30 protein-coding genes and 3 pseudogenes are annotated in these 25,276 nt (G+C 69.4%); 17 read left to right on the top strand and 16 right to left on the bottom strand.

Going from position 1 to position 25,276, the window contains the following annotated elements; genetic code table 11:
* Positions 1-94 precede the first annotated feature (94 nt).
* The gene (locus ACFYO0_RS42255) at positions 95-859 is read right to left on the bottom strand and encodes a hypothetical protein (protein ID WP_388686979.1); all 765 of its coding nucleotides are present in this window, start codon (positions 857-859) and stop codon (positions 95-97) included.
* A gap of 238 nt (positions 860-1,097) precedes the next feature.
* Here ACFYO0_RS42255 and ACFYO0_RS42250 point away from each other — a divergent pair, with 238 nt between their 5' ends.
* Together ACFYO0_RS42250 and ACFYO0_RS42245 are read left to right on the top strand one after the other, a co-directional pair.
* Positions 1,098-1,667: a hypothetical protein gene (locus ACFYO0_RS42250; RefSeq protein ID WP_388686977.1), complete on the top strand. Its 570-nt coding sequence runs from the start codon at positions 1,098-1,100 to the stop codon at positions 1,665-1,667.
* A complete protein-coding gene (locus ACFYO0_RS42245) occupies positions 1,660-2,199 on the top strand; it encodes a DUF6415 family natural product biosynthesis protein (protein ID WP_388686975.1) in 540 nt (179 codons plus the stop codon). The genes ACFYO0_RS42250 and ACFYO0_RS42245 overlap by 8 nt, the downstream gene beginning before the upstream one ends.
* A gap of 598 nt (positions 2,200-2,797) precedes the next feature.
* Here ACFYO0_RS42245 and ACFYO0_RS42240 read toward each other — a convergent pair.
* The 3 genes and pseudogenes from ACFYO0_RS42240 to ACFYO0_RS42230 form a co-directional block, all read right to left on the bottom strand.
* Positions 2,798-4,858: a serine/threonine-protein kinase gene (locus tag ACFYO0_RS42240; RefSeq protein ID WP_388686974.1), complete on the bottom strand. Its 2,061-nt coding sequence runs from the start codon at positions 4,856-4,858 to the stop codon at positions 2,798-2,800.
* A gap of 78 nt (positions 4,859-4,936) precedes the next feature.
* Positions 4,937-5,152, bottom strand: a pseudogene (locus ACFYO0_RS42235) (glycosyl transferase family 2); the annotation flags it as partial.
* A 93-nt stretch (positions 5,153-5,245) separates the two neighbouring features.
* A pseudogene (locus ACFYO0_RS42230) lies at positions 5,246-5,659 on the bottom strand (allantoin permease); the annotation flags it as partial.
* Positions 5,660-6,144: 485 nt separating this feature from the next.
* Here ACFYO0_RS42230 and ACFYO0_RS42225 point away from each other — a divergent pair.
* From ACFYO0_RS42225 to ACFYO0_RS42200, 6 genes are all read left to right on the top strand, one after another.
* Complete coding sequence (locus tag ACFYO0_RS42225; protein WP_388686972.1) at positions 6,145-6,489, top strand: transposase; 345 nt, start codon at positions 6,145-6,147, stop codon at positions 6,487-6,489.
* A gap of 81 nt (positions 6,490-6,570) precedes the next feature.
* Entirely contained in the window at positions 6,571-6,726 is a 156-nt protein-coding gene (locus ACFYO0_RS42220; RefSeq protein ID WP_388686971.1) for a hypothetical protein, read from the top strand.
* Between the two features lie 8 nt (positions 6,727-6,734).
* Complete coding sequence (locus ACFYO0_RS42215; RefSeq protein WP_388686969.1) at positions 6,735-7,121, top strand: transposase; 387 nt, start codon at positions 6,735-6,737, stop codon at positions 7,119-7,121.
* A gap of 768 nt (positions 7,122-7,889) precedes the next feature.
* On the top strand, positions 7,890-8,984 hold the full coding sequence (locus ACFYO0_RS42210) for a ferredoxin reductase (protein ID WP_388686967.1): 1,095 nt from the start codon (positions 7,890-7,892) through the stop codon (positions 8,982-8,984).
* 52 nt (positions 8,985-9,036) lie between these two features.
* Positions 9,037-10,092, top strand: a complete 1,056-nt coding sequence (locus ACFYO0_RS42205) for a fatty acid desaturase family protein (protein ID WP_388686965.1) — start codon at positions 9,037-9,039, stop codon at positions 10,090-10,092.
* A 585-nt stretch (positions 10,093-10,677) separates the two neighbouring features.
* Positions 10,678-10,839 (top strand): hypothetical protein, encoded by a 162-nt coding sequence (locus ACFYO0_RS42200; protein WP_365605633.1) that lies wholly within the window; start codon positions 10,678-10,680, stop codon positions 10,837-10,839.
* 133 nt (positions 10,840-10,972) lie between these two features.
* Here the strand turns inward: ACFYO0_RS42200 and ACFYO0_RS42195 are convergent, their stop codons facing one another.
* Positions 10,973-11,740: a hypothetical protein gene (locus ACFYO0_RS42195; RefSeq protein ID WP_388686964.1), complete on the bottom strand. Its 768-nt coding sequence runs from the start codon at positions 11,738-11,740 to the stop codon at positions 10,973-10,975.
* 207 nt (positions 11,741-11,947) lie between these two features.
* Here ACFYO0_RS42195 and ACFYO0_RS42190 point away from each other — a divergent pair, with 207 nt between their 5' ends.
* The 6 genes from ACFYO0_RS42190 (at position 11,948) to ACFYO0_RS42165 (ending at position 15,141) form a co-directional block, all read left to right on the top strand.
* On the top strand, positions 11,948-12,379 hold the full coding sequence (locus tag ACFYO0_RS42190) for an Asp23/Gls24 family envelope stress response protein (protein WP_388686962.1): 432 nt from the start codon (positions 11,948-11,950) through the stop codon (positions 12,377-12,379).
* Between the two features lie 38 nt (positions 12,380-12,417).
* On the top strand, positions 12,418-12,645 hold the full coding sequence (locus tag ACFYO0_RS42185; RefSeq protein ID WP_055539113.1) for a hypothetical protein: 228 nt from the start codon (positions 12,418-12,420) through the stop codon (positions 12,643-12,645).
* Positions 12,642-13,088: an Asp23/Gls24 family envelope stress response protein gene (locus ACFYO0_RS42180; protein ID WP_388686960.1), complete on the top strand. Its 447-nt coding sequence runs from the start codon at positions 12,642-12,644 to the stop codon at positions 13,086-13,088. Before ACFYO0_RS42185 ends, ACFYO0_RS42180 begins: the two co-directional genes overlap by 4 nt.
* The gene (locus ACFYO0_RS42175; RefSeq protein WP_388686959.1) at positions 13,085-13,768 is read left to right on the top strand and encodes a DUF6286 domain-containing protein; all 684 of its coding nucleotides are present in this window, start codon (positions 13,085-13,087) and stop codon (positions 13,766-13,768) included. Before ACFYO0_RS42180 ends, ACFYO0_RS42175 begins: the two co-directional genes overlap by 4 nt.
* Before the next feature lie 10 nt (positions 13,769-13,778).
* Entirely contained in the window at positions 13,779-14,372 is a 594-nt protein-coding gene (amaP, locus tag ACFYO0_RS42170; protein ID WP_388686957.1) for an alkaline shock response membrane anchor protein AmaP, read from the top strand.
* A gap of 598 nt (positions 14,373-14,970) precedes the next feature.
* Positions 14,971-15,141 (top strand): hypothetical protein, encoded by a 171-nt coding sequence (locus tag ACFYO0_RS42165; RefSeq protein ID WP_388686955.1) that lies wholly within the window; start codon positions 14,971-14,973, stop codon positions 15,139-15,141.
* Between the two features lie 49 nt (positions 15,142-15,190).
* On the opposite strand, the gene ACFYO0_RS42160 is transcribed toward ACFYO0_RS42165, so the two are convergent.
* The 5 genes from ACFYO0_RS42160 to ACFYO0_RS42140 all read right to left on the bottom strand — a co-directional run bounded on the left by ACFYO0_RS42160 (position 15,191) and on the right by ACFYO0_RS42140 (position 18,573).
* A complete protein-coding gene (locus tag ACFYO0_RS42160) occupies positions 15,191-16,399 on the bottom strand; it encodes a PP2C family protein-serine/threonine phosphatase (protein WP_388686953.1) in 1,209 nt (402 codons plus the stop codon).
* Positions 16,400-16,741: 342 nt separating this feature from the next.
* On the bottom strand, positions 16,742-17,053 hold the full coding sequence (locus tag ACFYO0_RS42155; RefSeq protein WP_388686952.1) for an STAS domain-containing protein: 312 nt from the start codon (positions 17,051-17,053) through the stop codon (positions 16,742-16,744).
* Between the two features lie 147 nt (positions 17,054-17,200).
* Positions 17,201-17,470, bottom strand: coding sequence for a hypothetical protein (locus ACFYO0_RS42150; protein ID WP_388686950.1), 270 nt, complete (start codon positions 17,468-17,470; stop codon positions 17,201-17,203).
* 10 nt (positions 17,471-17,480) lie between these two features.
* Positions 17,481-18,185, bottom strand: coding sequence for a DUF5994 family protein (locus ACFYO0_RS42145; RefSeq protein ID WP_388686949.1), 705 nt, complete (start codon positions 18,183-18,185; stop codon positions 17,481-17,483).
* 40 nt (positions 18,186-18,225) lie between these two features.
* Complete coding sequence (locus ACFYO0_RS42140) at positions 18,226-18,573, bottom strand: hypothetical protein (RefSeq protein ID WP_388686947.1); 348 nt, start codon at positions 18,571-18,573, stop codon at positions 18,226-18,228.
* Between the two features lie 502 nt (positions 18,574-19,075).
* On the opposite strand from ACFYO0_RS42140, the pseudogene ACFYO0_RS42135 reads away from it, so the two are divergent.
* Both ACFYO0_RS42135 and ACFYO0_RS42130 read left to right on the top strand, forming a co-directional pair.
* Positions 19,076-20,114: pseudogene (locus ACFYO0_RS42135) on the top strand (acyl-CoA desaturase).
* A gap of 48 nt (positions 20,115-20,162) precedes the next feature.
* A complete protein-coding gene (locus ACFYO0_RS42130; RefSeq protein WP_388686945.1) occupies positions 20,163-20,558 on the top strand; it encodes a DUF5994 family protein in 396 nt (131 codons plus the stop codon).
* A gap of 66 nt (positions 20,559-20,624) precedes the next feature.
* Here the strand turns inward: ACFYO0_RS42130 and ACFYO0_RS42125 are convergent, their stop codons facing one another.
* Positions 20,625-21,071: a DUF5994 family protein gene (locus ACFYO0_RS42125; protein ID WP_388686943.1), complete on the bottom strand. Its 447-nt coding sequence runs from the start codon at positions 21,069-21,071 to the stop codon at positions 20,625-20,627.
* A 243-nt stretch (positions 21,072-21,314) separates the two neighbouring features.
* Entirely contained in the window at positions 21,315-21,566 is a 252-nt protein-coding gene (locus ACFYO0_RS42120) for a hypothetical protein (RefSeq protein WP_388686941.1), read from the bottom strand.
* A 190-nt stretch (positions 21,567-21,756) separates the two neighbouring features.
* On the opposite strand from ACFYO0_RS42120, the gene ACFYO0_RS42115 reads away from it, so the two are divergent.
* Complete coding sequence (locus ACFYO0_RS42115; RefSeq protein ID WP_388686939.1) at positions 21,757-22,242, top strand: DUF5994 family protein; 486 nt, start codon at positions 21,757-21,759, stop codon at positions 22,240-22,242.
* 106 nt (positions 22,243-22,348) lie between these two features.
* Here the strand turns inward: ACFYO0_RS42115 and ACFYO0_RS42110 are convergent, their stop codons facing one another.
* The 4 genes from ACFYO0_RS42110 to ACFYO0_RS42095 form a co-directional block, all read right to left on the bottom strand.
* A complete protein-coding gene (locus tag ACFYO0_RS42110) occupies positions 22,349-22,516 on the bottom strand; it encodes a hypothetical protein (RefSeq protein WP_388686937.1) in 168 nt (55 codons plus the stop codon).
* Positions 22,517-22,834: 318 nt separating this feature from the next.
* Positions 22,835-23,107, bottom strand: a complete 273-nt coding sequence (locus ACFYO0_RS42105) for a hypothetical protein (protein WP_388686935.1) — start codon at positions 23,105-23,107, stop codon at positions 22,835-22,837.
* Between the two features lie 130 nt (positions 23,108-23,237).
* The gene (locus ACFYO0_RS42100) at positions 23,238-23,753 is read right to left on the bottom strand and encodes a DUF5994 family protein (protein WP_388687105.1); all 516 of its coding nucleotides are present in this window, start codon (positions 23,751-23,753) and stop codon (positions 23,238-23,240) included.
* 1,069 nt (positions 23,754-24,822) lie between these two features.
* Entirely contained in the window at positions 24,823-25,125 is a 303-nt protein-coding gene (locus ACFYO0_RS42095; RefSeq protein ID WP_388687103.1) for a thioredoxin family protein, read from the bottom strand.
* Positions 25,126-25,276 lie beyond the last annotated feature (151 nt).

The following is a 25,276-nucleotide window of genomic DNA, read 5'->3' as shown; positions in this document are numbered from 1 at the left end:
GCCCAGCCACCGGCCTCCCGCATCGCGAACAACGAGAGCATCCGCGCCGAGCCGTACGACTTCACCGCTGTCTGCGCGCCCTGGGCTGCGGAGATCACCTCACGGGGACGGCCTGATGCCTTGGCCAGGAGCGAGAGGCAGCCGAAGGCGTGCCCCTCAAGGGGCCCGGGTCGTGGGCGATCCGGGCGGCGGCCAACGCCTCGTTGTAGAGGCTGCGGGCGTCGGCGGGGCGGCCGGAATCGTAGGACAGCCACCCGGCCGCGATCGTCAGATGGCCCGTCGCCGACCGCAGCCGCCTGCCGGTCCTCTCCGTGAACACCCGCGTGTTCAACCACTGATAGGCGGTGTGCAGTGCCTGGGAGGCACTGCGGCGAAGAACGACGGAGCCGTAGTCATGGTCGTGCGTGTAGATCTTGCTGACGGCTTGGTCGACGGCGCGGACGTCGCTGACTCCGATCCGGCGCGGTGGCTTGTCCGCGGCAGGCTCGATCAGGATGAGGGACAGAGAAGCGCCCGCGTCGTCCGTCACGAAGGCTCGGCGGTCCACCGCTTGCTCCTGTTCCGGCCCGTTCGCCACGGCTGCCGACGCGACCTGCCGCGCCGGGCTGCTGAGGTGGAATCCCAACTCATCCATGGTGCGCCCGGTCAGCCGCGTGAGGATACGCCGGTACACCGGGCGCGGAAGGGAGACGTCCCCGTCCTCCCACGCCGCCACCAGGCGCGGAGCGCAGGCAACCGCCTCGCCCATCTCCTCGCTCGTCTTCACGATGAGCTTCGCGAACTCCTGGCGGGACATCTGCAACTCGTTCTCGCGCACCGCGCGCAACGAGGCGTTGGGGTCCTTGCGGCGGTCAGCCATATCGGCTCCGGGCAGCATCCGACGTGACGGGAGAGGTTACGGGGGACCGTACCGCCCCACCTTGTTCGTGCCCCGGCCTTGGCAGAGAGCACCCACCAACGCCCGGTTCTTTCATCGCTCTTACATCGCTCCGGCGTCGCAGCCGCCCCCGCGATGCTGCTTGCGTGGACCGTGACGTGACGACTCACCAGCTCGACGCAGCCTTCGGGCACGTCAGCCGACCCGCGGAGGCCATCGCATGACCCCGGACACCACACCCGCTCTCCGGCTCGTCCAGCCACAGACCGACTTCCTCGTCGAGCCCAGACCGGATCTGGGGCTGACGGCCGTACCGTGGCTCCTGGCCGCTGCTGACGATCCGCAACGGGCCCGCAGGGAGTGGGACAGGGGCGGGGTCGCGCTGCTCCGGTGTGGCGTCCGCTTCACCGCGGTCCGCTTCACCGCTGGCCTCGTTCAGGCCGCCGCCGACAGCGACGACCTGCGGGGCATCGACGCCTACCTCGGTCAGGTACTGCCCGGCGGGCCGGCGTTCGCCGATACCCGGTGGGGCCTGTACTACGCCCTCGTACCGGCAGGCACCGACCGCCTCCCGCCTTGGAGCTACCACAGTGAGGACGCGGAATGCCTCGGCCCGAACGCCTACCTCGGCGTACCCGACCCCACGCACACCGACCCTGGCGTCGGCTTCTCGTATTGGTGCGTGCCGCCGCACGAGGCCAAGACACTGTGCAGCCCCGACGCGGTCGCCCAGCTCCTGAAGGACGGCCGGTGCCGGCTCACGGCGGCGGAGGCGAACACCGGTGCCTGAGAACACGCTGCTCCCACTCGACGCAGACACGATCCGAAAGGCCTACGACTCAGTGCTGTGGGCTCCCCGCCTGCCGACCGGCGAGGAGCTGGACACCCTGAAGCAGCAGCTCCAAGGGCATGTGCAGCTCCTGGTCCCGGACGTGCAGGACTTCGCAGCCCGCATGCGGGGCGAGATGCGACAGCTGGCGGTCCGCATCCTCGTGCTGGCGTCCCAGCTCCTGGAGGAATACACCGACGGCTCCCCGGCATGTGACGCGTACGACCTCGCCACCATGACCCGCGCCCTCCTGACACTGCACCAGCACCCTGGCCCGCTCGGCGAACCGACCGGCGCGCACGAGATTGCCGAGGAGATCCGCCAGCGCCTGTGCGGCGCCTGCTCGGAACCCATCGCCGACGAGAAGTTGTACGAGCGGCGCACGTTCGACAGCGACCCCAGCGACGCAATCCACGGCTCCGTGCACACCGAGCTGTGCGTCGAGCAGCTGCCTCTCCCGGCTCCTGTGCCACCGCCGAGCTTGCGCGCGTAGAAGGGCGCGGACAGAGATCTCCTGCGAAACGGCTTCCTGGGATCTGCGCCGCGAGTCGCCACCACTCGCACCGCGCGGCACCTCTTGCCCCTCCGCCTGATGTTGGAGGCCGAAGTGTCCGGCACCGGGCGGCACATGGTCCCGCTCCACCCCGTCAGTACAGGCTCCCCACGGGGGCGGAGCGGGCTCGCAAGACCCTCGTCCTCCGGCGCGGTCAGGCTGTCCTCCTTACTGCTGACCGCCCCTGCGGGCGGGCGGCGATCTTCGCCATCACCATCAGCTCGGCCTCCGTGAGCTGCTCGCGCTTCACTTCGCTCAGGCGCCGTCGGCATCCGGTGTCCAGGGGCGGCCCAGCGAGGAGCCGGAGCGGCGGCTGTCACAGAATCGCGCGGGCGACGTTCCACCAGGCATGACGACTCCGATGCCGCCGCTCACCCTCGTCCGTCACTACTTCGAGACCCGCCGAGAGCTCCTGGACGCCGCCGGACTCCGGATGAAGCCCTGGTTCCGGCTCATCAACGGCGAGCCGACCGCGGCCGTGGCGGAGGCTTCCTTGATCACTGAGGCGCTGCACCGCGCCGACTGCCGCCGGACCGGTCTACTGCTGGGCGATGGCCGTGCGAATCCGGTGATCAACGCGGAGGTCGTGCGCCAGGCGGCCGAAGTACGTCACGCACTCCGGATGCTGTCGCAGCATCGCAGCCACCGAGCTGGCGGCGTCCCCGCTCAGGGTCGTCCACCAGGAGAAGCCCTCGGCCTGGCCGCTCTGGTCGTCCAGGAGGGGGATCCATTCGAACGCGCCACCGCAGCATGCTTCCAGGAGATCGAGCTCCCTCGCCCGGGCCGCCGCCTCGGCGATACCGGCCAGCCATCTGACGGTGGCTCCGAGTTCCTCGGAACCGTGGGAGACGTCCGAACCGAAGAGTGTCGCCATCGCGGACACGACCTCAACCGCACGAGCGGCGTCGGCCAGCAGATCCGCCATGATCGAGGCAACGGGAACCTTGATCAGCACGTCGAAGTAGAGAGCCGCGTCGTCGGGATGCGTAGCGGCCAGCGTCAGGAGGTCCGACCCCGCACCCGTCGACCCGGCGAACAGCTCCCGCCAGAGGTGCTCGCCGCGCAGCGCAACGGGCTCCGCCGGCTCGTCCAGCTCTAGCGCGACGAAATCGAGGAAGGCGGACACCGTGGCCGGGCGTCGCTCCGGGTCCCTCTGGGTCGCCTCCCGGACGATCGCACGCCAGGGGCCTGACTTGGGGAGCAACGGGACGTTCACGAGGGGCATCTCGCCCGTGACGGCCCATCCGATGAGCTGCCCCAGGCTGTAGATGTCGGCGGTGGGGCCCACGCGGTGGGCGTCGCTGTAGTGCTCAGGGGCCGCGAAACCCTCGGAGCCGAGGAAGACCCCCACGCGGGTCCGCTGCGGATCGGTCGTCTGTCCCAGGGGCCGCCGCACGATCCCCCAGTCCGCCAGGACCCAGCGGCCCTTCAGACGCAGGACGTTGGCCGGCTTGATGTCCCGGTGGATCCATCCCGTACGGTGCGCCACCGCTAGGACCGAGCAGAGGGATTCCAGCAGCTCCCGCAGGGCCGCATTATCGGAGAACTCCTCCCGGCAGCCCTCGGCGGTGGCCTCCGCGTACGGCATGACGAACCAGGTGTGCTTGGGATCGAAGTCCAGGACCGGCATCGCGTGCGGGTTCCCGATCAGGCTGAGCCCGAATTCGATCTCCCGCTTCATGCGTCGAACTTGACGTTCGGGCGGGTACTTGTCCTTCAGCTTCTTGAGGATGACGACCTCGCCGCTGCGCTTGTGCACCGCCTTGAAGACGTCCGCCTGGCCGCCGTCGGCGAGGGGCAGCCGTTCACACCGGTAGTCCTTGCGCTCGCCCCGTCCGGAGTGGCTAATCAGCTCTCCCGTTCGTGGCGCTACCAGCGGCTTGCCAGCGATCTCCTCCAGCTCCCCGGTTTCTGAGAAAAGGGTGATCCGGTCGCTCGTGTGGGCGATGGCATCCGCGAGGCTTGCCGAAGCCGGCGAGTTCGCGTCCGCCGGCCGCCGGGGAGCGACGACGTTCCGGTAGACCTCCGTGGGATCGAACCCCTCGGCGAGGTACTGGAGCACCTCGCCCTGGTCCTCGGGAAGCAGTGGCTGGAAGGCGTCGAACTGCGCCCTGTCCGTAATGGTGCGGATGGCCTCCAGGGTCTGGTCGTCGATGCCCAGCTCTGTGAGGTCGGCGGCGGAGAACCGAGCGAAGAGAGTCGTCGGAGCGTGGGAGGCGGGCCGCGAAGTGATCAGCCGCTCCATGGCCTCGACGTCCCGCACCTCCAGGCTTCCCATCGCGGAGTTCACGGAGAAGAGCCGGGTGGAGGCCCACTGCAGGGCCTCGTCGTGCGGCAGCACCTTGAGGAGGAGAAAGGTCTCACTTCCGTCGTCGGGCGCGAGGAGCACGCCCCTCCAAAAGGCCGTGATGCGTATCGTCCTCATCCGCGGATCACGGGCCATACGCGCAACGGACAACCCCAGCCCCTTGTCCGTGTACAGCTCGGCCACCGTCAGCGACTGGAACTTGGTCATCGCCTTGCGAACCCCGGCCCGGACGGGCTTGTCCAGCTGCTCGTAGTCGGTCCAGAAGGTGTGCACGAAGGCGAGCTGCGGCAAGGGTAAGTCTCCTACCCGAGAGGCTGGTTGTCCGGCCTTCCAGCGTATCGCCCGGGCGTCGAACGGAAGTCGGGCCGTTCACCGGTTCGGCGCCTCCGGACGGCCGTACGTCCGGCCCTTCCGCGCCCCGCCCCGGTGGTGCCGCACCACCGAGTCCACCGTCATCAGGAGATAGAGGAACACGGTGAACGGCGGCAGCGGAGCGAGCCACAGCGGCTCACGGTAGTAGCGGAGCATCGGCACGTACGTCCCCGCCATCACCGCCCACGCGGCACCGCCCGCCCACGCCGCCACCCCTTCCCGATCCGGACGCCGGCTACCAGGGCCATGTTGTTCCGTCCACGTTCTCCCGCTTTCTTCCGGCACCGGAGACCGTTTTGAGGCAGTGGCCGACAGTACGTGGTCGCCGGCCTTGTCCGTGCTCAGGCAGAGGGAGCAGACGACGGCGTCGTGGGGTCGGGGTGCTCGTAAGGCTGGCGGCAGACGTGGCAGTCCAGGGTGACGGTGCTGGGGTTCCCGTCCGTTTCACGGAGCGGCTCGCCGATGCCGTCGTCGGTGCGGCGGAAGGTAGTAGCGGCCCTTGGTGGCGATCGCCATCAGTGGCGTGAGTGCGAAGGCAATGACGGCGGCGGCGACAGGAGAGTACGGCTGGAGGGTGTCGCCGAGGGCGTGGAAGTGCATGGCGGTGGACAGGCCGGAGGCGGCCACGAAGGCGACCACGCCGACCGGGTTGACGGCGTGGAGCATGCCGCGGCGGAACTCCGGCCGGAGCGGGGAGATCTTGAGTACGTACTTGTTCATGCGCCGCACTTGCTGCTGGCGACCCCTGATCGCGCAGTTCCCCTTCGTGCGCTGTTGTGCTCGGTCGGGATCAGGTTCGGGGTGTGCGTGAAGGGGATTGAGAATGTCCTGCGGTTCGTGAGCGGTAGCGAGATGAGGGGCGGGAGGATGGGCGGGTGCTGTCCCGGGTCCGTGGTCTGACTCATGATTTCTCTGACCGAAGAGTCTCGATCACACGGTGTCGGCCTTTGGCCGGGGACGGTGCGTTGTCGGTGCCGGGCCGGCGGGGTGTGTCCCGATAGGGGCCTGCCGATTGTTGTGGCGTCCTCACGATTCTGACCGTCTGGCGCGGCCCGGTACCGGCAACGCGACACGTCATCGGACCGGAAGGGAGGAACGGGGCGGGCATGTCCAGTTCGACCGTGCCCAGTACGTCGTCTGCTCGGCGGACCCGCCGTCCTGCGGGCGAGGTGGTGCTGGGAGTGGATACGCACCGGGATGTTCACATGGCTGCGGTGCTCTCCGTGTCGGGGGCGGTCCTCGCTACCGATGAGTTTCCGGCCACCGCGGCCGGCTACCGCGATCTGCTGAAGCGCGCCAGGAAGTGGGGAACCCTGAGACGGGCCGGGGTGGAGGGGACCGGCTCCTACGGAGTGTCGTTGTCCCGCTATCTACTGGCCCAGGGCATAGACGTGTTTGACGTGAATCGGATGGACCGGGCGGATCGTCGGCGGCGCGGCAAGTCGGATCCGCTCGATGCCCAGAACGCGGCGCGAGCCGTGCTGAGCGGGCGGGCCCGTGCCCGGGCGAAAGCGGGCGACGGGCCGGTGCAGATCGCGAGAATGTACTAACTCACGAAGGCGTCGGCCGTCAAAGCCCGCACGCAGGCCATCAACCAGCTCAAGGCCGTCCTCGTCACTGCGGACCCCGTCTTGCGGGAGGAACTGGCCGGACTGGGCAATGCCGAACTCTTCAGTACCTGCGCACAGTTCACCGATGCGCATGGTCGCGAGGAGGTCGGCGCGGAGTCGGTGGTGCAGGCCACCCGGATCACGCTGGGCCTGCTGGCTTACCGGATCGGCTTCTGACCAGGCTTGTGGAACGGCATGCGCCGCAGTTGCTCGACGTGGTGGGGATCGGTCCGGACACGGCGGTCGCTCTGCTGATCACGGTGGGGGACAACCCGGAACGGCTGGACAGCGAGGCGTCGTTCGCCGCGCTGTGCGGTGTCAGCCCGGTTGAGCGTTCCTCGGGTCGTCGGCAGTTCCGCCGTCTCAACCGTGGTGGCGACCGTCAGGCCAACGCCGCGCTCCACCGCATCGTGTTCACCCGTCTGCGGGTCGACCCGCGCACCCAGGACTACTACGAGCGCCGCATCAAGCAGGGCAAGACCCGGCGCGAAATCGTCCGTTGCCTCAAACGCTACGCGGCCCGCGAGGTCTTCCACCTGGTCAAACAGCTACAACCAGCACCCCGCTTATAGGGGCTGTGTGATACGGCGAGGCCCCGCCGGTGACCATCCTGACGGGACCTCCGCGCGGAGCCGTGAGACGACGAAGCCGCACCGGAGCGCTCCGGCGCGGCTTGTCGTGAGATTGGCTGCGCTGGTGCGCACGATGCGTACGGCGCCTCATGCGGTTCCGTGTTCCTGTGATGCTTCCGGAGGTGCGCCTGATTTGCGATCGCACCCGCCTGCCCGTCCCGGTCACCTAGGAGGCCGTGATGCCGACGGTGATCCGCAGGGGCCTGGGAACCGGGGCCCGTACGTCGAATTTTATCGTCCATCTCGTCGGAGGCGGCAGCGATACGAGGGTTGAGGAGCACGATCGGGTCGGCGCCGGGCGGCTTGACGACGGCTGCGGCCCGGCCGATGCCGATCTGGAACATCTCGACCTTGTCGAACTGGTAGCCCCGCAGCGTGCCGCGTTCCGCCATGCGGTACCCGCCGATCGGGGGAGTTCCCGCTCCCGTCACCACCGCCCTGGTCCTTCCCACCGTCGCGGCCGGTGCCGCGGTGCACTTGTCGGTCGCTCTCAGCAGGGGCGTCGGGAACGAGGGCCGGGCAAGCCGTGGCCGGGGTGCGCAGTGCGTTGTACGGCGTGTCCACAGCGGCGGCGAGGCATGACGGCGCGCAGCGGGCCGACTTGCGCCGGGGGTTGTACGGGTCAGGGGAGGAGCAACCCGGCTTGCCGGTCCGCCACGGCTGCGTGAGCGTAGATGATCGGAGAGTGACGAGGAACGGGGAGGCGGAATGGTCGGTGTGCTCCGGCACTTGGCGCCGCCCGTCTGGCAGGGCGTCGGGCGGCTGACCACCCCGTTGCTGCCTGACGACTTTCTGACGGTCGTCGATCCCCTGTGGTCGGCCAGGTGGCCGGCGGGCCGGGTGGAGGGGGTCTGGACGGAGACGGCGGACGCGACGACGCTCGTGGTGCGGGCGGGGCGCGGCTGGTCGGGTCATCGCGTGGCCGGGCAGTACGTGCCGGTGGGAGTGGGCATCGACGGCGTGCTGCACTGGCGGACGTACTCGATCACGACCCCACCGGATGGCTCCGGGCGTTTCGCGATCACTGTACGGGCGGTCCCGGACGGGCGGGTGTCGCAGCACCTGGCCCACCGGGTGCGGCCCGGGGAAATGCTGCGACTCGGTCCCGTCCAGGGGGATTTCGTGCTGACTGGCCCGCTGCCCGCGCGGCTGATGTTCCTGACCGGCGGTATCGGCATCACTCCCGTGGCGGCCATGCTGCGCGCGCTCGCCGGGCGCACGGGCCGCCGCCCGGACACCGTGCTGGTGCACAGCGCGCCGGACGCCGACCGGGTCGTCTTCGGCGGTGAGCTGCGTGCCATGGCCGCCCGCGAGAGCTGGTTCACGCTGTACGAACACCACACCCGCCGGGAAGGGCGGCTGGACCGGGTGCGCCTGGGCGCTCTGTGCCCTGACTGGGAGAAGCGCGAGACCTGGGCCTGCGGCCCGGAAGGGCTGCTCGCGTTCGCCGAACGGGCCTGGCGCGGCGCGGACGCCCGGCGCCGGCTGCATCTGGAGCGGTTCCGGCCGCCGTCACCGGCCGCGCCTGGCAGTGGATCGGGCGGGCGCGGCGGACGGGTGCGCTTCACCCGCAGCGGTGTCGAGACGGACGCCGACTCCGCCACGCCCCTGCTGGACGTGGGCGAGGCGGCGGGTGTCGTCATGCCCAGCGGCTGCCGTATGGGCATCTGCCACAGCTGCGTCAGCCCGCTGTCCGCCGGCCGGGTCCGCGATCTGCGGACCGGCGACGTACACGGCGAGCCGGGAGATCTGATCCAGACCTGCGTGTCGGCCGCCTGCGGACCCGTCCACATCGACCTGTAGAGCCAAACTGACGAGCCTTTGAGGAATTGGAATTCAAGAAAGGGGAGAATCAGTGGCCGCTGCGCTTGCTCTTGCGCCGCCTGAAGCCGACGCCTTCGGGCAGGAACTGGACCGTATCCGCGCCGAGGTGCTGGCCGAGCGCGGCGCCGAGGACGCCCGTTACATCCGTACCCTCATCACGGTGCACCGCGCCCTGGAAGCCGGTGGCCGGGCCGCCCTGGCCGTGTCCCTGCTGCCGCCCGCCTGGCTGGCCGGGACGGCGATGCTCACCACCGCCAAGATCCTGGAGAACATGGAGCTGGGCCACAACATCCTGCACGGCCAGTGGGACTGGATGCGGGACCCTGCCATCCACTCCACCACCTGGGAGTGGGACTTCCCCACCCCGGCCGCCGCCTGGAAGCACACCCACAACGACCTGCACCACACCTGGACCAACGTGGTGGGCCGGGACCGGGACCTGGGCTATGTGGCCATGCGGATGAGCGCGGAGCAGCCCTGGCACCCCGTCCATCTCCTCCAGCCGCTGTACGGCGGGCCGCTTCTGGCGCCGGTCTTCGAGTGGGCCATCGCGCTGTACGACCTGGAGCCCGAGGCCGTCGTTCAGGGCCGCAAGTCCGTGCGTGCGTTCCTGGAGGATCTTGCAGGTGTGGCCCGCAAGGCGGCACGGCAGTTCACCAAGGATTACGTCCTCTTCCCGCTGCTGGCCGGCCCGTCCGCCCTGCCCTGCCTGCTCGGCAACCTCACCGCCAACACCGCCCGCAACATCTGGGCGCACACCGTGATCTTCTGCGGGCACTTCCCCGCCGGCGCGGAATCCTTCACCGAGGACGAGATCGAGGGCGAGTCGCGCGGCGAGTGGTATGTACGGCAGGCACTCGGCTCGGCCAACATCGACGGCGGCCCTCTCCTGCACATCCTCACCGGCAACCTCAGCCATCAGATCGAGCACCACCTCTTCCCCGACCTGCCCAGCAACCGCTATGCCGAGATCGCTCCCCAGGTGCGCAAGCTGTGCGAAAAGTACGGCATCCCGTACACCACCGGCCTGCTGCCGCGCCAGTACGCCTCCACCTGGGCCCGCATCTGGCGCATGGCGATCCCGTAACACCCCCCGTACGGGCCGGTTCGCCGACGCATGAATAGCCCAGGTGACGGCTGGGCGAGGATGCGGCAGCGTGCCGTCGGCCACCTCCGCAGCAGTGGCAAGCACTGCGGTGACGCCGCGGCGAGCCGCCGCAACTCCCCACATCTCGTCGTGTGCGGCCACGCTTCCGATGCCCCGGACGGTGCCAACGGTTCACTCCCTGGTGCGACGTCGCTGCAGACATCGGGGCGGCCACTGTGCTCGGCAGTGTCCGAAGGGAACGAGAGGCAGTTGGCTCGGCGCGGCCTTGGGAACTGCTGAGACCGGGCCGCAGGTGGGGATGCGCTTGGAGACGTCTGCTTCGTCTGCCAGCGGCAGGCTCTTTGTCTGAATGCGGGTTCCCTGCCAGGCAGGTCTCACGCCGTGACAGGACAGGCTTGTGGAGCGATCCGCGCGCTTCCACGGCAGATCCGAGGCCGGCCCGTGAATGGGCCGGACCCCAGTAGGCGGGCACTGCCGGAGGAAGGGCATTGGTAGATTTGTCCGGACATATTTGCGATGGAGGGTCGGAAAGGGCCAGAGTCGGAGGGGGGACAGGAGGCGACCGTGACCGTTCTCGCGATGTTTCTTCTCATCATCGGGGCGCTTCTGATCCTGCTTGGGACGGTCCTGGTCGTCGTCGGGGTCCTCGTGATCCTCATGGGGATTGCCCTGATCGCCGTTGCGGCCTTCCTGCTGATCCGGAGAGTGCTTGGGCGCCGACAGTAGAAATGGCAAGGCCGAGGGGGGTCTCTGTGCGTTCGGGCCAGGCGGTGGCCGTGGTGTGGCCTGCGCACGAGGGCGAGGCCGGAGAAGCGGGACCGGATCAGGCCCAACGTGTCGAGCTGCCGTTGACGCCTGGCTAGGCCGCGGCTTCTGTGATGAGGACGGCGGTGGTGGCCGGGCCGGATTCGTCGGTGGTGCCTGCGTCGGCTACGGCGGCCCGGACGGCGCGGGCGACTTCCAGCGGATGATGGCCGCGGGAGACCGCGAGCTGGACCTCGATGTGCCGGCCGGGGGGATCGTCATGGTCCTCCACCTTGACCGGGCGGCTTCCCAGTGCGGCGGTGAGGCGGGCGACGCCCGGAACACCCGCCGCGACGTCGGCCAGTTCCCGGACGGGCCCCCGCATGGATCCTGTTCCGGTCACCGTGGGCGAGCTTCGAGTGGCTGCGGTGTCCGGCGCGGGCCTCACCGCCCTTGCTGCGGTCCGCGACTTCACGCCCGTCTCCGGGCCGTCGTGGAGTTCCGTGACGCGCAGGTCAGCTGTCACGGTGGCCAGGCCGAGACGTTCAATGGCCGCGTTGAGCAGTGCGCTCCTCAACTGTTCGGCGGTCTCAGGCAGCGGCTGCCCGACGCGTGCCGTGAATGCGGCCTCGATCCTGAGCGGGCCAGGCGGTAGCGCGCTGGCCGGTGGACGGACGGCCGGCTCGGACACGGGCTCGAGCGGTGCCGACCCGATGCGCAGAGACTCCAGCCGGATACCGGGGATCTCGGAGGCCGGGAGCCCGAGGACCCGGACAGCCGCTTGTTCGGTGATCCATGTCCCGTCGCCGGGCCCGCCGAGCGGGAGCAGTCGGCCCAGGTCGAGCTTTTGCCGTACTGCCTGCGTCCATCCCTCGGTTCTCACGGGCCTCTCACCCTCTTTCTGCCATGGCCGCGGTCCTCTTCCTGCCGCAACTGCGCCTGGAGTGTCCGCGAGGGCTCTGGGCAGGGACGCTCGTACCACTCGTTGGATCATCCAGCCTCATACACCGCATCTCAGGCAAACCTACTAATGAGAATATAGTCTGAACAAAGGTGTGAGATGCCCTCCTCTGGAGGGAGGAATGTCCTGATGACTGAGAACACCGGCGCAAGGTATGGCGGTGCGCCCGGTTCTCGTGGCCGGACGACCATCGCCGATGTGGTGGTGGAGAAGATCGCCGGAATGGCGGCACGGGACGTACGCGGCGTCTATGCCCTGGGCAGCGGATTCGCGCGCTCGATGGGATCCATGCGGGAGCGGATGCCCGGTGCCGGCAGTGGCAAGTCCGCCACGCGCGGGGTCAGTGTCGAGGTCGGAGAGAAGCAGGCGGCCATTGATCTGGAGATCGTCGTCGGCTACGGCGTCTCGATCACGGACGTGGCCGGTGACGTGCGGGAGAACGTTATCTCCGCGGTGGAGCGGATGGCGGGGCGGGAAGTCGTGGAAGTCAACATCATGGTCAGCGATGTGAAGCTCCCCGAGGAGGAGGACGAAGGGGAAGAGCGGCAGCGGATCCAGTAGCCGGGACGGAGCAGCCCGCTTGAGTGAAGGAGCGCGGGATGAGCAGGGCCGTGGTGGGCTTGATGGCTGGAATGGCGCTGGGTTTCGCCGCGTACTTCGGTGACTTCTGGGCCTTCCTGCTGGTGCTGGGGCTGGGCGTCGTCGGACTCGTGGTCGGGCGGTTTATGGAAGGCGATCTCGAACCGGGCGACTTCGTCCGCCGCCGGGACCGGCAGGAGCGGATCCGCGATGACCGGCGACGGGCACGGGGAGACTGGCGGCAGTGACCAGTGAAGCGGATCGGCGTACGGGCATTCCACGTGAGGAGCGCGGTGCGATCACCGTCGCCGACCGGGTCGTTACGAAGATCGCTTCCCATGTGGCGCGCGAGGTGCTGAGCCGGTTCACCGAGTCGGTCGGCCACGTACCACCAGGCCGTCGGACGCCACGCGTGACCACATCCGTGCGGCGGGCACCGGAGCGGAATACCGCAGGACGAGACGCCGAGTCTGCCGCCGGACGACAGGCGGTGCTCGGCGAGGCACGGCTGCGCATCACCGTCGAGCTCGGCTATCCGTCCGACATCGGGGCGCAGTGCGCCGCGGTGCGCCGGGAGGTTACCGAACGGCTCAGGACATGGGCCGGCATGGAGGTGCCCGACCTCGCGGTGTCGGTCGAGAGGCTGCACTCGGTGCACTCGCGGCACACGGACCAGGAGAGGGTGAGATGAGCGCGAACACCTGGCGGCAGCCGACCGGTGACAGCGACCTTCCCCCCGAACCCGGACAGGCGGACCCGTCCGCGGATGGCACCCCGGGCACGGACTCTCTATCAGCGGTCGAGGCATCAGGCCGGTCGGCGCGCCGTTTCTGGTCAACGCGGCGGATTCCCGCGGCCGTGGTGGCCCTGCTGTCCGCCGCGGCGATCGGATTGCTCCTGTACGACGTGGTCTCGGTCCGGGCAGGCCGGTCTGCGATGCGCTGGCGGCGGCGGCTCGCCGAGGAACTGGCCACACGGCCACTGGATGACGTCTGGGTGATCGTCGGGGCCGCAGTGGCGATGGCCCTCGGGCTGTGGCTTTTCCTGCTGGCGGTGACGCCGGGACTGCGCAGGCTGCTACCCATGCGACAGCCCACCGGTATCCCCGGGACAGGGGAGGTCCGCGCCGGGCTCGACCGTCGCGCGGCCGCCCTGGTTCTGCGCGACCGGGCCGTGCAGGTCCCCGGTGTCCAGTCGGCAGGGGTCGCTGTCGGCCGCCGGAAGGTCAAAGCCCGGGCGCGCGCCCATTTCCGCGATCTCGAGGAGGTCCGCGCGGACCTGGACGCCACGCTGGGCGAAGCCGTGACGTCCTTGGGTCTCGCCCGGCAACCCACGCTGACCGTGCGCGTCCGGCGCCCGAAGAAGGGCTGAGGTGATCCCCATGCTCAAGACGGTGGACCGGGTGCTGCTGGGGCTTCTCGGCCTCGGACTGTTCGCCCTGGGCGGCGGCGTGCTGCTGGGCGGGCTCGATCTGCAGCGCCGCTGGGACTTCGGCATGCCGGGCTGGTGGCCCTTCCGCGGGCCGGACGATGTGGTGCTGGGCACCGAGGGACGCACCCGGTGGCGGGAGGAAGGCTGGTGGTGGCCGACCGTCATCGCGGTGCTCGCCGTGCTGCTGGCCCTGCTGCTGTGGTGGCTCCTCGCGCAACGCCGACACCGCCTGGGCCAGGTCCTCGTCGACAGCGAGGACGGCACGGCGGCCCGACTCGACGGCCGCACACTGGAGGACGTGATCGAGGAAGAGGCGCAGGCCCTGGACGGGGTCTCGCGCGCTCATGTACGCCTGACGGGCCGACGTACCGCTCCCACCGCCCGTATACGGCTGTTGCTGGAGCCTCACGCGGATCCAGCGCGGACCCTGGGGCAACTGAGCCGGGAAACGCTCACGCACGCGCGGGACTCGGCCGGCCTGGACCGCCTCCCCTCGAAGGTCCGACTCAAGGAAGTCCGCCACCGCTCCCAACGCGTCGCCTAAGATCTCCTGGGCCGAGCTCCCACGGGCGTACCGGCGGTGAGACATCCCGGATTCCTGGAACCCGAGCGTTTCGGCATGCAGAGGATCGGACGAACTGCATGTTGCCTGGCGCACCCGCTTCGCTGTCGGCAAGCTCGCAGACACCGGCCGCGCCGATGACGAGTGCGGCGAGCAGGATCATGAGCCCGAGGATGACGATATGGCGCGCTCCAGGTACCTGGTTCCGCCTGGCCGGTAGAACCGTCCGGCCTGCGACGCCACCGCACAGGATCGGTCCGACCTATTCTGGCGTGAGGGGGAACCTGGCTCGCGTCGGAGGCCCTCACGACTGCCTCGGAGTCATCCTCCTCGTCGCCGACCTCTCCATCCTGGAGATCATCGGGATCACCTGGTCGTCGTTGGCATCATCCTGCGGACCCTGGGATCGGCGGGGTACGCCGTCGGCGGACGCCGCCACTACTGGTAGCGGCCTGCGTGCCGGGGCCGTCACGTACCACTCCTCGGCCGACGCGACACCGCGGAGAGTCACAGCGTGTCCCGCCGTACTCAAGAGGCCACGCAGATCCCGCGCGGTTCCTTCCCAGGGAGGCATCCCGTCATGGTCCTCTTCCTGACCCTGCTCATCGTCGGCATCGCGCTGATCGTCATCGGCGCGGCCGTCGACGGCATGCTCTATCTGTTGTCCGCCGGCGTACTACTCCTCATCGCCGATCTGCTCTACCTGGCGGCCCGCTCCATGTGGCGCTCCTCTCGGCGCCCGGCCCGCTGAAATCGCCCGGCCACGGCGGCGGCGGACCCTTGGTGGTGCGGTGGTCGGCTCACTCCAGGAGGGCGAGGTGTTCGGCGGCGCCGCCGCGCCATTCGATCAGGAAGAGGGTCGCGTCGTCGGTGGTGCGGCCGCCCCGTTGCTGCTTGAGGGCGTGGGAGAGTGAGCGCACCACCGCTCGTACTCCCTTCTCTGTGTGTTCGATGCGGTTGACCCAGTGGATGAGTTGTTCATCGCCGAATTGTTCTTCGCCGGCTTCGTGCTCCTCAATCAGGCCGTCGGTGAAGCACAGCACTCGGTCGCCGCGTTGGAGCATCTGCCGGCTGATCCGGGGCTCTTCACCGCCGAAGCCGACGGGCAAGGTGGTCGGGCCTCCCAGCTGCCGGACGACCTGGTGGTCGCGGATCAGCAGCGGTGCGGGGTGGCCCGCGTTGACCCACTGCAGGTGGCCCGTCGCGATGTTCAGACGCATCATCTGGGCCGTGACGAAGTGGTCGGGCCCGAACTGCTCGGCGATGGCCCGGTCCATGAACGCGTAGATCTCGGACAGGCCGATGTCGGCACGTCTGGCGTGCCGGTAGGCCCCGACGGCGACGGTCGCCATCGTGGCGGCGTCCAGGCCGTGGCCCATCGCATCGACCATGGCCACGTGCAGGGTGTCCTCGTTGAGGGCGTAGTCGAAGCTGTCGCCCGCGACGTCGTAGGCGGGCTCCAGGATTCCGGCCACCGCGACCTGCGGGACGGACATCGCCAGCGGCGGCAGCAGGGACCACTGGATCTCCGCGGCCACGCTCATCGGTTCACGGCGCCGGGTGCGGAAGAACTGATCGGTGTAGCTGTGCTTGGTGACCAGCATGTCGGCGACCAGGCCGGCGAGCCTGCACAGCAGCCGCCGGTCGTCGTCATCGACGCTGTCCAGGGTGAGAGCCATCACGCCCACCTGGTCGCTGCCGTCCAACAACGGCAGGTACATCCGGACGCCGTCGGCCCTCGGCACCTCGACAGTGGTCGCGTGCAGAAAGGCTGTACCCGCGGGAGAGTCACCGATCGGCTCGGGCTCGCCGACCATCAGCCGCCGACCCGGCAACGGCACCAACACCAACTGGCCATAGTCCTGCAGCAGGATCGAGACGTCACGGCCACCGACCCTGGCCACCTCTTCCGCGATCAGCGGGGCGATCAGCTGCGGCGGCATCTCGTGTGCCCGGTCCAACAGCACCCCCAGCAGTCGCTCACCGAACCCTTCCGACCGGTCCAGCATGCTCTCGTCAGGTCGGCGCTCACCTTCCGTCGTCTCCGCACCCCCGCACCGGCGTCGTCAAAGCTTCGGCCGCCGTGTCCATGCTCACCTCGGGCCGCAAATCCAGCGCCCGCACCGACAGCGCCCGCACCGACACGCTCGGTCCGTCCTGCGGTTACGGCGCATGCGCTCGACCCGCTCACGGGATCCGTACACACGGGTCATGACACAACCGCGATCAACCCGCACAGAGTGGCGCGCCCGGCCCCCCGAACAGCCCATTACGCCAGAAAACGGCATGTCGCACATGATCAGAACACACAGCTCTCCGTTCCGCTGTGCACCACCTCTCTCCCGGCGTCATCACGAGAGCAGAAGATCGGAGCCCATGTTCGCGAGCAGCCGTGCGGTCTGCGGGGACGGGTAGTGCAGCCGCAGGGACGCGTGGGTCTCGGCGGCGTGCCGCGACGCGTCGAGGAAGACGCGCAGGCCGCTGCTGTCGCAGCGGTCGACGGTGGTCAGATCGACGTCGATGGTGGTGATGCCGTCACGCAGACACCGCTCCAGAGCGGCGTGCACCTGGGGCGCGGTGGCCGGGTCGATCTCACCGGCCAGGGTGATCAGTGCCGGCCTGCCCCGGTCGTGCCGGTAGATGTTCAGCTGCGGAAGAGTCATGACGCCTCGGTTCAGGGCCTCGGTTCATGGGTCCCGGCGGCTCCTCGCGCGGTCCACGGCCCGGGTGTCCGCGCCCCGGCACACGCGTCGGTGTACGGGCCGGGTCGACGGTCCCTGCGCGCGCGGCCGGTGGGGGAAACCGGCTGGTCACCTGTGGTGAGTGGTACGGCTACGGCGGCGGCGCGGCGGGAAGCGGCCTCCGTCGCGGTGGTCCCGTCGTTCGCCGGCGGTCGGCGACTCGGACCGGTCCGGCCCCACCGGGGGCTGCGGCGTGCCGCGGCCGCGGCGGCCGGGCAGGGGGGCGCTGTACCGGTACACGGAGATTCTGTCGGAGTGCTGGATGTTGAGCCGGTGGATCACGTACGCCCCCGCTGCGATGAGGACCACGAAGGCGACGGCTGTCAGGAAGACGTTCATGGTGGCCACCTCACATACCGATGATCAGTCGGCTGGCCCGGCCGGGCCGACCGGTCTGTCGGGGAACGGCCGCTGACACCGCGGAGGCGCCGCCCTCGTACTCCCATGCCTCGTCCGGGTCCAGTGGCTGGTCGGCCGCCAAGACGCCGTGCCGGGCCTCGTCCGCGGCGATGAGCGCGCTCGCGGTCAGTGGCGGGCCGTCGTAGTCGGACGCGGCAGCCATCAGCCGGGCCGCCGACTCCGCCCCGGTCTCGGGCGGGATGACCAGGAGATCCCAGCGGCTGGTGCCGTAGGAGAGCAGCAGCAGCTTGTGCGGGTCGATCTCGGGGGTGAACCAGCCGACCTTGACGATGTGGCCGTCCACGGGAACCTTGCGGGGGATGACCGGCCAGTGCTTCGGGTTGACGGCGATGCGGGTGATGCGGCCCCACAAGGGGTCCAACACGTCGGTGAGTGCCGGCAGTTCGCTCAGCAGGTCCCGGGATCGGGGCCACCAGGCCCCGTCCAGGAGTCCGCGGGAGGTGCCGTCGGTCTTCAGTGCGAGACGCGCGGCCGGGGCTGCGACGGGCTCGGGGTGCGGCAGGGCCGGGTGCAAGGTCGCCGACATGGTGCGGACCCGTCTCCGGGCCGCCTCTGCGGCGGCCCGGGTTTCATCTTTCGCCGAGAGCGACCCGGCGTGGAAGCCGGTGTGCGAAATGCCCTCGGTACTGTCCACACTACTCCGCGCTCCGCCACAGCGCGGAGTATGCGGCCGCCTAGAGCTGGAGCAGCCGCTGGGTGATCTCCCGGTACTGCCTCAGCGCGTGCCGGAGTTCGTCGGACTGTGTTCCGGGGGCCTGGTCCTGCCACCCGGCGCGCAGGAGACGCCGCCGTTCCGCGAGGGCGTTCACGAGCTGGGCGGTGGCTTCGTCGTAGGAGCTCTCGGCCTCTTCCAGCGCCTCGCGCGGAGTGTCGGCGAAGGTGTTGAAGGCGTGCCGGAGGCGCAGGACGATCTTGTCCCTTTCGGTCGACGGGAGCAGCGGCTCCGGGCCCGGGGCACGGCGTTCGGCGGGGCCCCGGGTTTGGCCCGCGGGCTGCTGCGCGCGTTTCTGGTCGTACATCATCGGGTGCCGCTTCCGTTCCGCCCGAAGGCGCTCTTGGTCTTCTCGACGGCCTGTTTCAGGCTTCCGGAGACCCGGTCGGTCCTGCCTCGGCGTTTCAGTCGCCTGTTGCGGGTGACCCGGCCGAGTCCTGCCGTGATCCTGCCCTTCATCGGCTGCGACTGGTTCCTGATGGTCCGTGAAAGCGCCATGGCCAGCCTCGCTGTTGTCCGGTGGATGGTTCTCGCGGGGGCTGGGCGAGGCGGGAAGGCGGAATGCTTCGCCGTGTGTTCCGGAGTGGCATGGCCCTGCACCGTGCTGCCAGTCAACGTCCGGCAACGGTCCGTGTCAACGAGGCGGCCACGCGCTCCGGCCAGCCTCGTCCCGGAGCGTGGGGGAGTACGGTGGAGGAAACGAGGGCTCTTCGTATGCCGGTGTCCCAACCGGCCCCGTCCTCGCGACTTCCCTTACATGGGCAGCCCGTGACCCCGGCCGCGCCATCCGCATCCAGGCCGAGGAGCCGCGTATGCCACTCAGTCCCACCACGTCCACGACGGTCACATCGTCGGACCCCGCCCCGCCGCCCCAGGGCTACGACGGGACGTCCCCCTTCCCGCCGGACGGCCCGGCGCCCGCGCGCGACGGCGGTGAGCGGTTGTACGTCACGGTGACGGCGCTGATCGTCGTCCTGCCGTTCGTGGCGATCGGTCTCGCCGGCTGGCTGCTGTGGGGCAGTCTCATCCATCCGGCCGACATCGTCCTCGCGCTCGTCCTGTACACGATCACGGGTCTCGGCGTCACGGTCGGCTTCCACCGCGGCCTCACCCACGGCGGGTACCGGGCCGTCCGTCCCGTGCGGATCGCGCTCGCGGTGGCCGGTTCGATGAGCTTCCAGGGCGACGTCATCGGCTGGGTCGCCACTCACCGCCGCCATCACGCCTTCACCGACCGGCCCGGCGATCCGCACTCCCCGTACCGCTACGGCACGCATCTGCGCGGCCAGTTGCGTGGGCTGCTGCACGCGCACGTCGGCTGGCTGTTCCGCAACGACCGCACACCCGCCGACCGGTACGCTCCCGACCTGCTGGCCGACCGCGACATCCTCCCCCACTCTCGACTTCGCTCGAGCGGGAGGTACCCCCACCGTCGCCCGTGCCTTCCCGGCGCTGTGCGTCCTCACGCTCGCCCTGCCGTTCGCGGTGGGCTGGGCCATCGGCGGTACGTTGCTGTATGGCGTAACCGCCCTGCTGTGGGCGGGACTTGTGCGTATCGCGCTGCTCCACCACGTCACCTGGAGCGTGAACTCTCTCTGTCACATGATCGGTGAGCGCCCGTTCCGCACCCGGCGCCACGACCGGGCCACGAACCTGTGGCCCCTCGCCCTGCTGTCGTTCGGCGAGAGCTGGCACAACCCTCACCACGCCGACCCCACCAGCGCCCGTCATGGCGTCGACCGCGGCCAGTTCGACCCCTCCGCCGCCGTCATCCGCCTCCTGGAACGCCTCGGCTGGGTGTACAACGTGCGCTGGCCCACTCCGGACCGCGTGGCCGCCCGCCGCGCCTGACACCGGTCACTCACCTCCTCCGCCGCACAGCAGTTGACAGGAGCTTTCATGACCACCGCGCTGCAACCCCCTCCTCCCTCCCATCCCCTCCTCCGCCTGCGCCTGGCTCCCCACGGCGGTCTGCCCCGGCCCATGGACGGAGCGTGGTGGCCCCGTTCGTACGACCTGCTCGCCGAACTCCCCCGGTTGCTTGCCGGGTTGCCGCCCGCGTGGGGCCACATCACGAGCGTCACCGTCAACGGGGTGACATGGTCCGCGGTGCCCGGCCGGATGCTCGTCTTCAACCAGGTCGTACGACTGAGCAGGACCGTGGCGGCATCCGCCCCGCACACCATCGTCCTGCTCGCCCCCGGCCGGGGGCGCTGGGACCTGCTGGTCGTCCCTCCGGATACGACCGAGGAGGCTGCGGAACCGCTCATGGCCGCGGCAAGTGGTCACGTCTGATCCGGCGCACCACGGACTGCCCGGCGAATCATCAGGCACCCACGGCCAGGGCGGCGACGACGACTGTCACACCCCCACCACTTCCCGGCCGGGCCGGCCGGTGGTGGCCTCGTACGACGAGGAAGTTTCGCGGGCCTGTTCCGCCGTCACGAGGGCGGTCGCGGTCATCGGCGGGCCGGTGTTCGCGCTCGCTGCGGCCATCAGCCGGGCGGCCGAGGGAGCGCTGGTCTCCGGGGGTATCACCAGGAGATCCCAGCGGCCCGCCGTATAGGACAGCAGCAGGATCTTGTGCGGATCCTGCTCCGACGTGAACCAACCGACCTTCACCACATGGCCGTTGACAAAGATCTTGACTGGGATGATCGGCCAGTAGCGCGGGTTGACGGCGATACGGGTGATCCGTCCCCACAGCGGATCCAGCACGTCCGCCAGAGCGGAGAGTTCGCGTGTCAGGTCACGTGAACGCGGCCACCAGGCGCCGTCCAGCTCGACATGCCCTGATGAAGGGCTCACGGGTTTCAGCGCGAGTCGCGTGGTCGGGGCCCTGAAGGGAACGGCCCGTAGCGGGGGATGAGAGGTGGTTGCGGACATCGCGCGAAACCCGTCTCCGGACCTCTGCACCTCTGCGCGAGGGCAGCCGCCCGGTGTCGTTGCTCACCGGGAACGAAACCGGCATCGGAGCCGGTGTGCGAAGTGCTCCCGATGAGTTCACGCTACTCCCCGAAGAGGCCGAACGGACCGCTCCTGGACGTCGGTTCACTTCCGTCGGCGGTCGTCCTCCGAGGAGCGGCTCGTCTCGAGCCAGGACCGTGCCGGTTCTGCCGGGCGGGTGGTGTCCACGGTGAGCTGGAGGCGGGTCCCTCCCTCGCTGTCCGCGGGATAGCCGTGCTGCTCGGTGGCGGCGAAGCACTGGTGGAGAACTTCCGCGACGCGACGGGCGGCCTCCGGAGAGGCGGCGACGATGCGGACCTCGGCGTGCCCGTCCGGGGGTGTCTCCGTGGCCTGCATGGCGACCTCATTGTTCGGGCACAGATCAGCGGACCGAATGGCTCACTCTACTCCGGCGTGCTCCGTGGTCCTCGGGTGTGACCGGCGAGCTTCCCGGCCGGTGTGGGCCGCGGAGTACCGTGAAGCAAGGAAGTCACTCCGTTTTCCTTACAGGCAGGCAGGCAGGCAGACAGGCAGACAGGCGAGTGCGATGTCCGACTCCGGCTCCCCGCGTGTGACCAGGCTCCTGCCGGACGCCGTCCAGCAGGCCGTGAAACCCGGGACGGCTGTCGTACGGCTGGAGACGACGCACGACCGCCGGGGTGTTCTCGACGGAGCGTGGTGGCCGCGGTCCCGGGACATCGCCGCGGAGCTCCCCGCCCTGATCGGGGCCCTGGCCGAGTACCTCGGGCCGGTCACCCGTGTCGGCCTGGACGCCGGTGCCTGGGAAGCACTGCCGACGAGGCTGGTCATCGATGACCGAGTCGTGCACATCGACTCCTTCCCGGTCGGCGACGACACCGTCCTCATCACCCGTGGCGAGCAGGATCTCTTCTCCCTGCTCGTGGTCCCGCCGCACGCGACGCCCGACGCTGCGCGCGCCGCGATGGCCGAGGCCGTCCGCGCCGGCAACGTCACGCAGGCCGAACAGATCCTCATCGACACCGGCTCGGGCCGGGCAGCGCCGGAGATGTGAGAGCGATCAGCCGCCGCGGTTGACATGCGAGACGATGTCGGGCCTTGCGCCAGGCCCCGGTGGCACCCCACGCAGAGGGGCGGGTTGGGTGGCCGGTCGGACCGCCTTACCGGACGCGGGGCCTGCGGCGGCGCCCCATCCGCGTTCTGAGAAGGACAAGGTCGGCGATGAGCACCGTCACCCCGATGATCAGCAGGTAGAGCGTGTCCCTGCCGAGCGCCCCGATGACGCCGAGCGCAACCGCCACGATGAGCAGCAGAAGAAACAGCACCACGTCAGCCTCCCGGCATCAGCGGCGGGCCAGTCACTGTCCGCCGTCCACGTAGACGGCGCATGTCTCTGTCCTTCGGTTCGACAACGTCGCAGTTGCGTCACTCATGGAGGTCGGCCGAGTGGATCACACCTTTTCCCTGTGGCATGCCGGTGACGCAACGGCCCCGGTGTATACACACCGGGGCCGCCCTTCCGGGTCATTGCACGTGAGCGTGCGCCGACCCACTCACCAGCGTAGGCCCGGCACGCCATTTCAGTCATATGGGAGGACATGGCCGTCATGTGACCGGCCGGAGCCCTGCGGGCGGCCTGGGCCGTGTCAGCTACTGTCCTTCTCTTCGGTCTCCATGAGCTGGATCCCCTTGTGCGTCAGTGTGACCATCGCGGGTGTGTTTCCTCGCGCCCAGTCGACCTGGATCAGCCCCTCGGCCGCCAGGTAGGTGCAGGCGGCGGCCAGGTCCTCCTCGGGCATGGCGAGATCCTCGCGCAGCTGCGCCCCGGTGAGGCCGAGGAGGCGATTGCCTTCCATGGCCTCGTACAGGGTCTTCATGATCGCCTCGCGGTAGTGCTGCCGCGCGTGCAGTGTCGCCATGGTCGCCTGCCTCTCGTGTCGGCACCGACGGAAGCCCGTACGTCTGGGGCGGTATCCTCCTTCCCCCGCTGACGGTCATCTCCTCAGATTTCGTCCGGCTGTGTGTGATCGTCCCGGGAGGACTGGCTGGTCAACAGCCAGGAGCGCACCGGCTCTGGTCTTCCCGGCCCCGAGTCTCCGCCGCGTCGTGGCTCATGGCCTCGTCTGCCATCAGACCGCTGGCCGTACGGATACCTCCCGGAACGGTTGCTGCTGCCATCAGCCGGGCGGCGGCGGCCGGCTCCGTCTCCGGAGGGATCACCAGCAGGTCCAGGCGGCCCACCGTGTAGGAGAGGAGGATCACTTTGTTGGGGTCCTGCTCGTCGGCGAACCAGCCGACATGCACCGTGTGCCCCGTGACGGGGACCTTGCGCGGGATGACGGGCCAGTGGGCCGGGTTCACGGTGACGTGGGTGATCCGGCCCCAGCACGCGTCCAGGGCGTGCGTCAGAGTGGGTATCTCCCGGAGGAGATCACGGGAGCTGGGCCACCAGGCACCGTCCAGGAGACCTGGACCTGAGCCGGTCGGGGCCAGGGACAGCCGGGCCGACGCCGAGGGCAGGCGCTCTTTGATGATCGTAGCGCCGTTCGTGTTCGTCCCCGGCACCAGCACCACGGTCGGTGACACGGCCTCCGGCTCCGGGCCCGCGACGAGGACACTGGTGACCCCGGCAGCTGTCCGGATCTCCCGACGGCGGTGCGGCACGCCCCACTCGCCGAGCCGCTCGAGACACCAATCCCGCACCTGCTGACGGCACTTGGGGCCGCGATAGATGGAGGACACGTCGGCAGGGTAGCCCCACAGGCCGGTTTGAGAACCGTGCGGAAACGTCGGCGAGTGAGCGGCAGGGGCGAAACGGTGACGACGGCCGCGGGGCGATGACCGATACTGCTTCGGCAGGGGCAGTCCGATTCAGCAGCGGATAGGGTGTCACGCGTCCCGCCTTTGATCATCCTGGTTGCTACGGCCCACCGCGGGCGCCCTGGCCGCGACCGGCTGCACGTACGCAGCCGTCGCCCCCACACCGAGCTCGGAGAGGCGCCCGTGACCGGCAAGCCGCACCTACGGCGCCTCGCCTTCTCACTCACCGTCTGGTGGATGCTGCTCGGCCTACTCCTCTGGCTCCTGGGCAATATGCTCAACCAGTCCGCCTCGCTCGCGCAGTGCGCCGCCTCGTCCGCCCTCTTGGTCGGCATCGGGGAGGCCGGCGACTGGCTACGACGACGCTGGATGGCCAACCGGGTCTCCAGGCGGCCCCGTCACAGCAGCACCCGCCCGAAGTCCAAACGCCGACCGGGTGTTGAGGTGCTGTCGAAGGGACGGGGGATCCGTCGGTCGGCTGTGGTCCGCCAGTTGGGTGAGTCGGTCGAGGGCGTCGGTGATGTGACTGATCCAGGGCCAGTGCCAGGCCAGGCTGGACGACCAGCTCGAGGCCATCGGTGAGGTAGCCGACGAGGTCGGCGCCCAGCTTGCCGCCCTTGCTGCTGGCGACCCCCGATCGCGCAGCTTGCCTTCGTGTGCTGTTGTGCTCGGCCGGGATCAGGTTCGGGGTGTTGCGTGAAGGGGATTGAGCATGTCCTGCGGTTCCTGGTGTCCCAGCCCCAAGGTGTCTCAGGCGGCGCACCTCCATAAACGAGACGGGACGGGCGTCGCGGCCACGTGCCGCAGCGGCCGCTCAGAGGTGGCCGTCCAGGAACTTCCGTACCTCGGCGATGGTCATAGGCCCTGTGCCGTGCGCCACCGCCGCTCCCTTCTTCAGCAGGACGTGGGACGGGGCTCCGGTGATCCCGTATCGCTCGGTTGCGGCCGGACAACGCGTGATGTCGGCGCGGACGGACGTCAGGCGGCCCGTGTAGTCGTCGGCGATGCCACCGACGACGAGGTCCATCACCCGGCAGGGCTCGATTGCCTTGGGCCATGTCCCGGTGCGAACATCCCGGTACCAGTCGCTCAGGTGATGCTCGGTGACGTGCTTCAGGTACTCGGCATCGGGTTTCGTTGCGTGCCGGAGCAGCGTCTCCGTGTAGGGCACTTAGTGAGCGTTTGGTTCTCGGTTGTCCGTTTCATTTGGCTTAGCTGTCACGCCAGTTGGTGGTGTTTTCGTGGGTGAGGCGGCGGGTCATGAGGTT

It is taken from the genome of Streptomyces sp. NPDC006365 (assembly GCF_042870755.1).
Classification (GTDB): Bacteria; Actinomycetota; Actinomycetes; order Streptomycetales; family Streptomycetaceae; genus Streptomyces; species Streptomyces xiangluensis.
The sequence above is the reverse complement of the archived record's forward strand: the minus strand, read 5'-3'. Positions and strand labels throughout refer to the sequence as shown.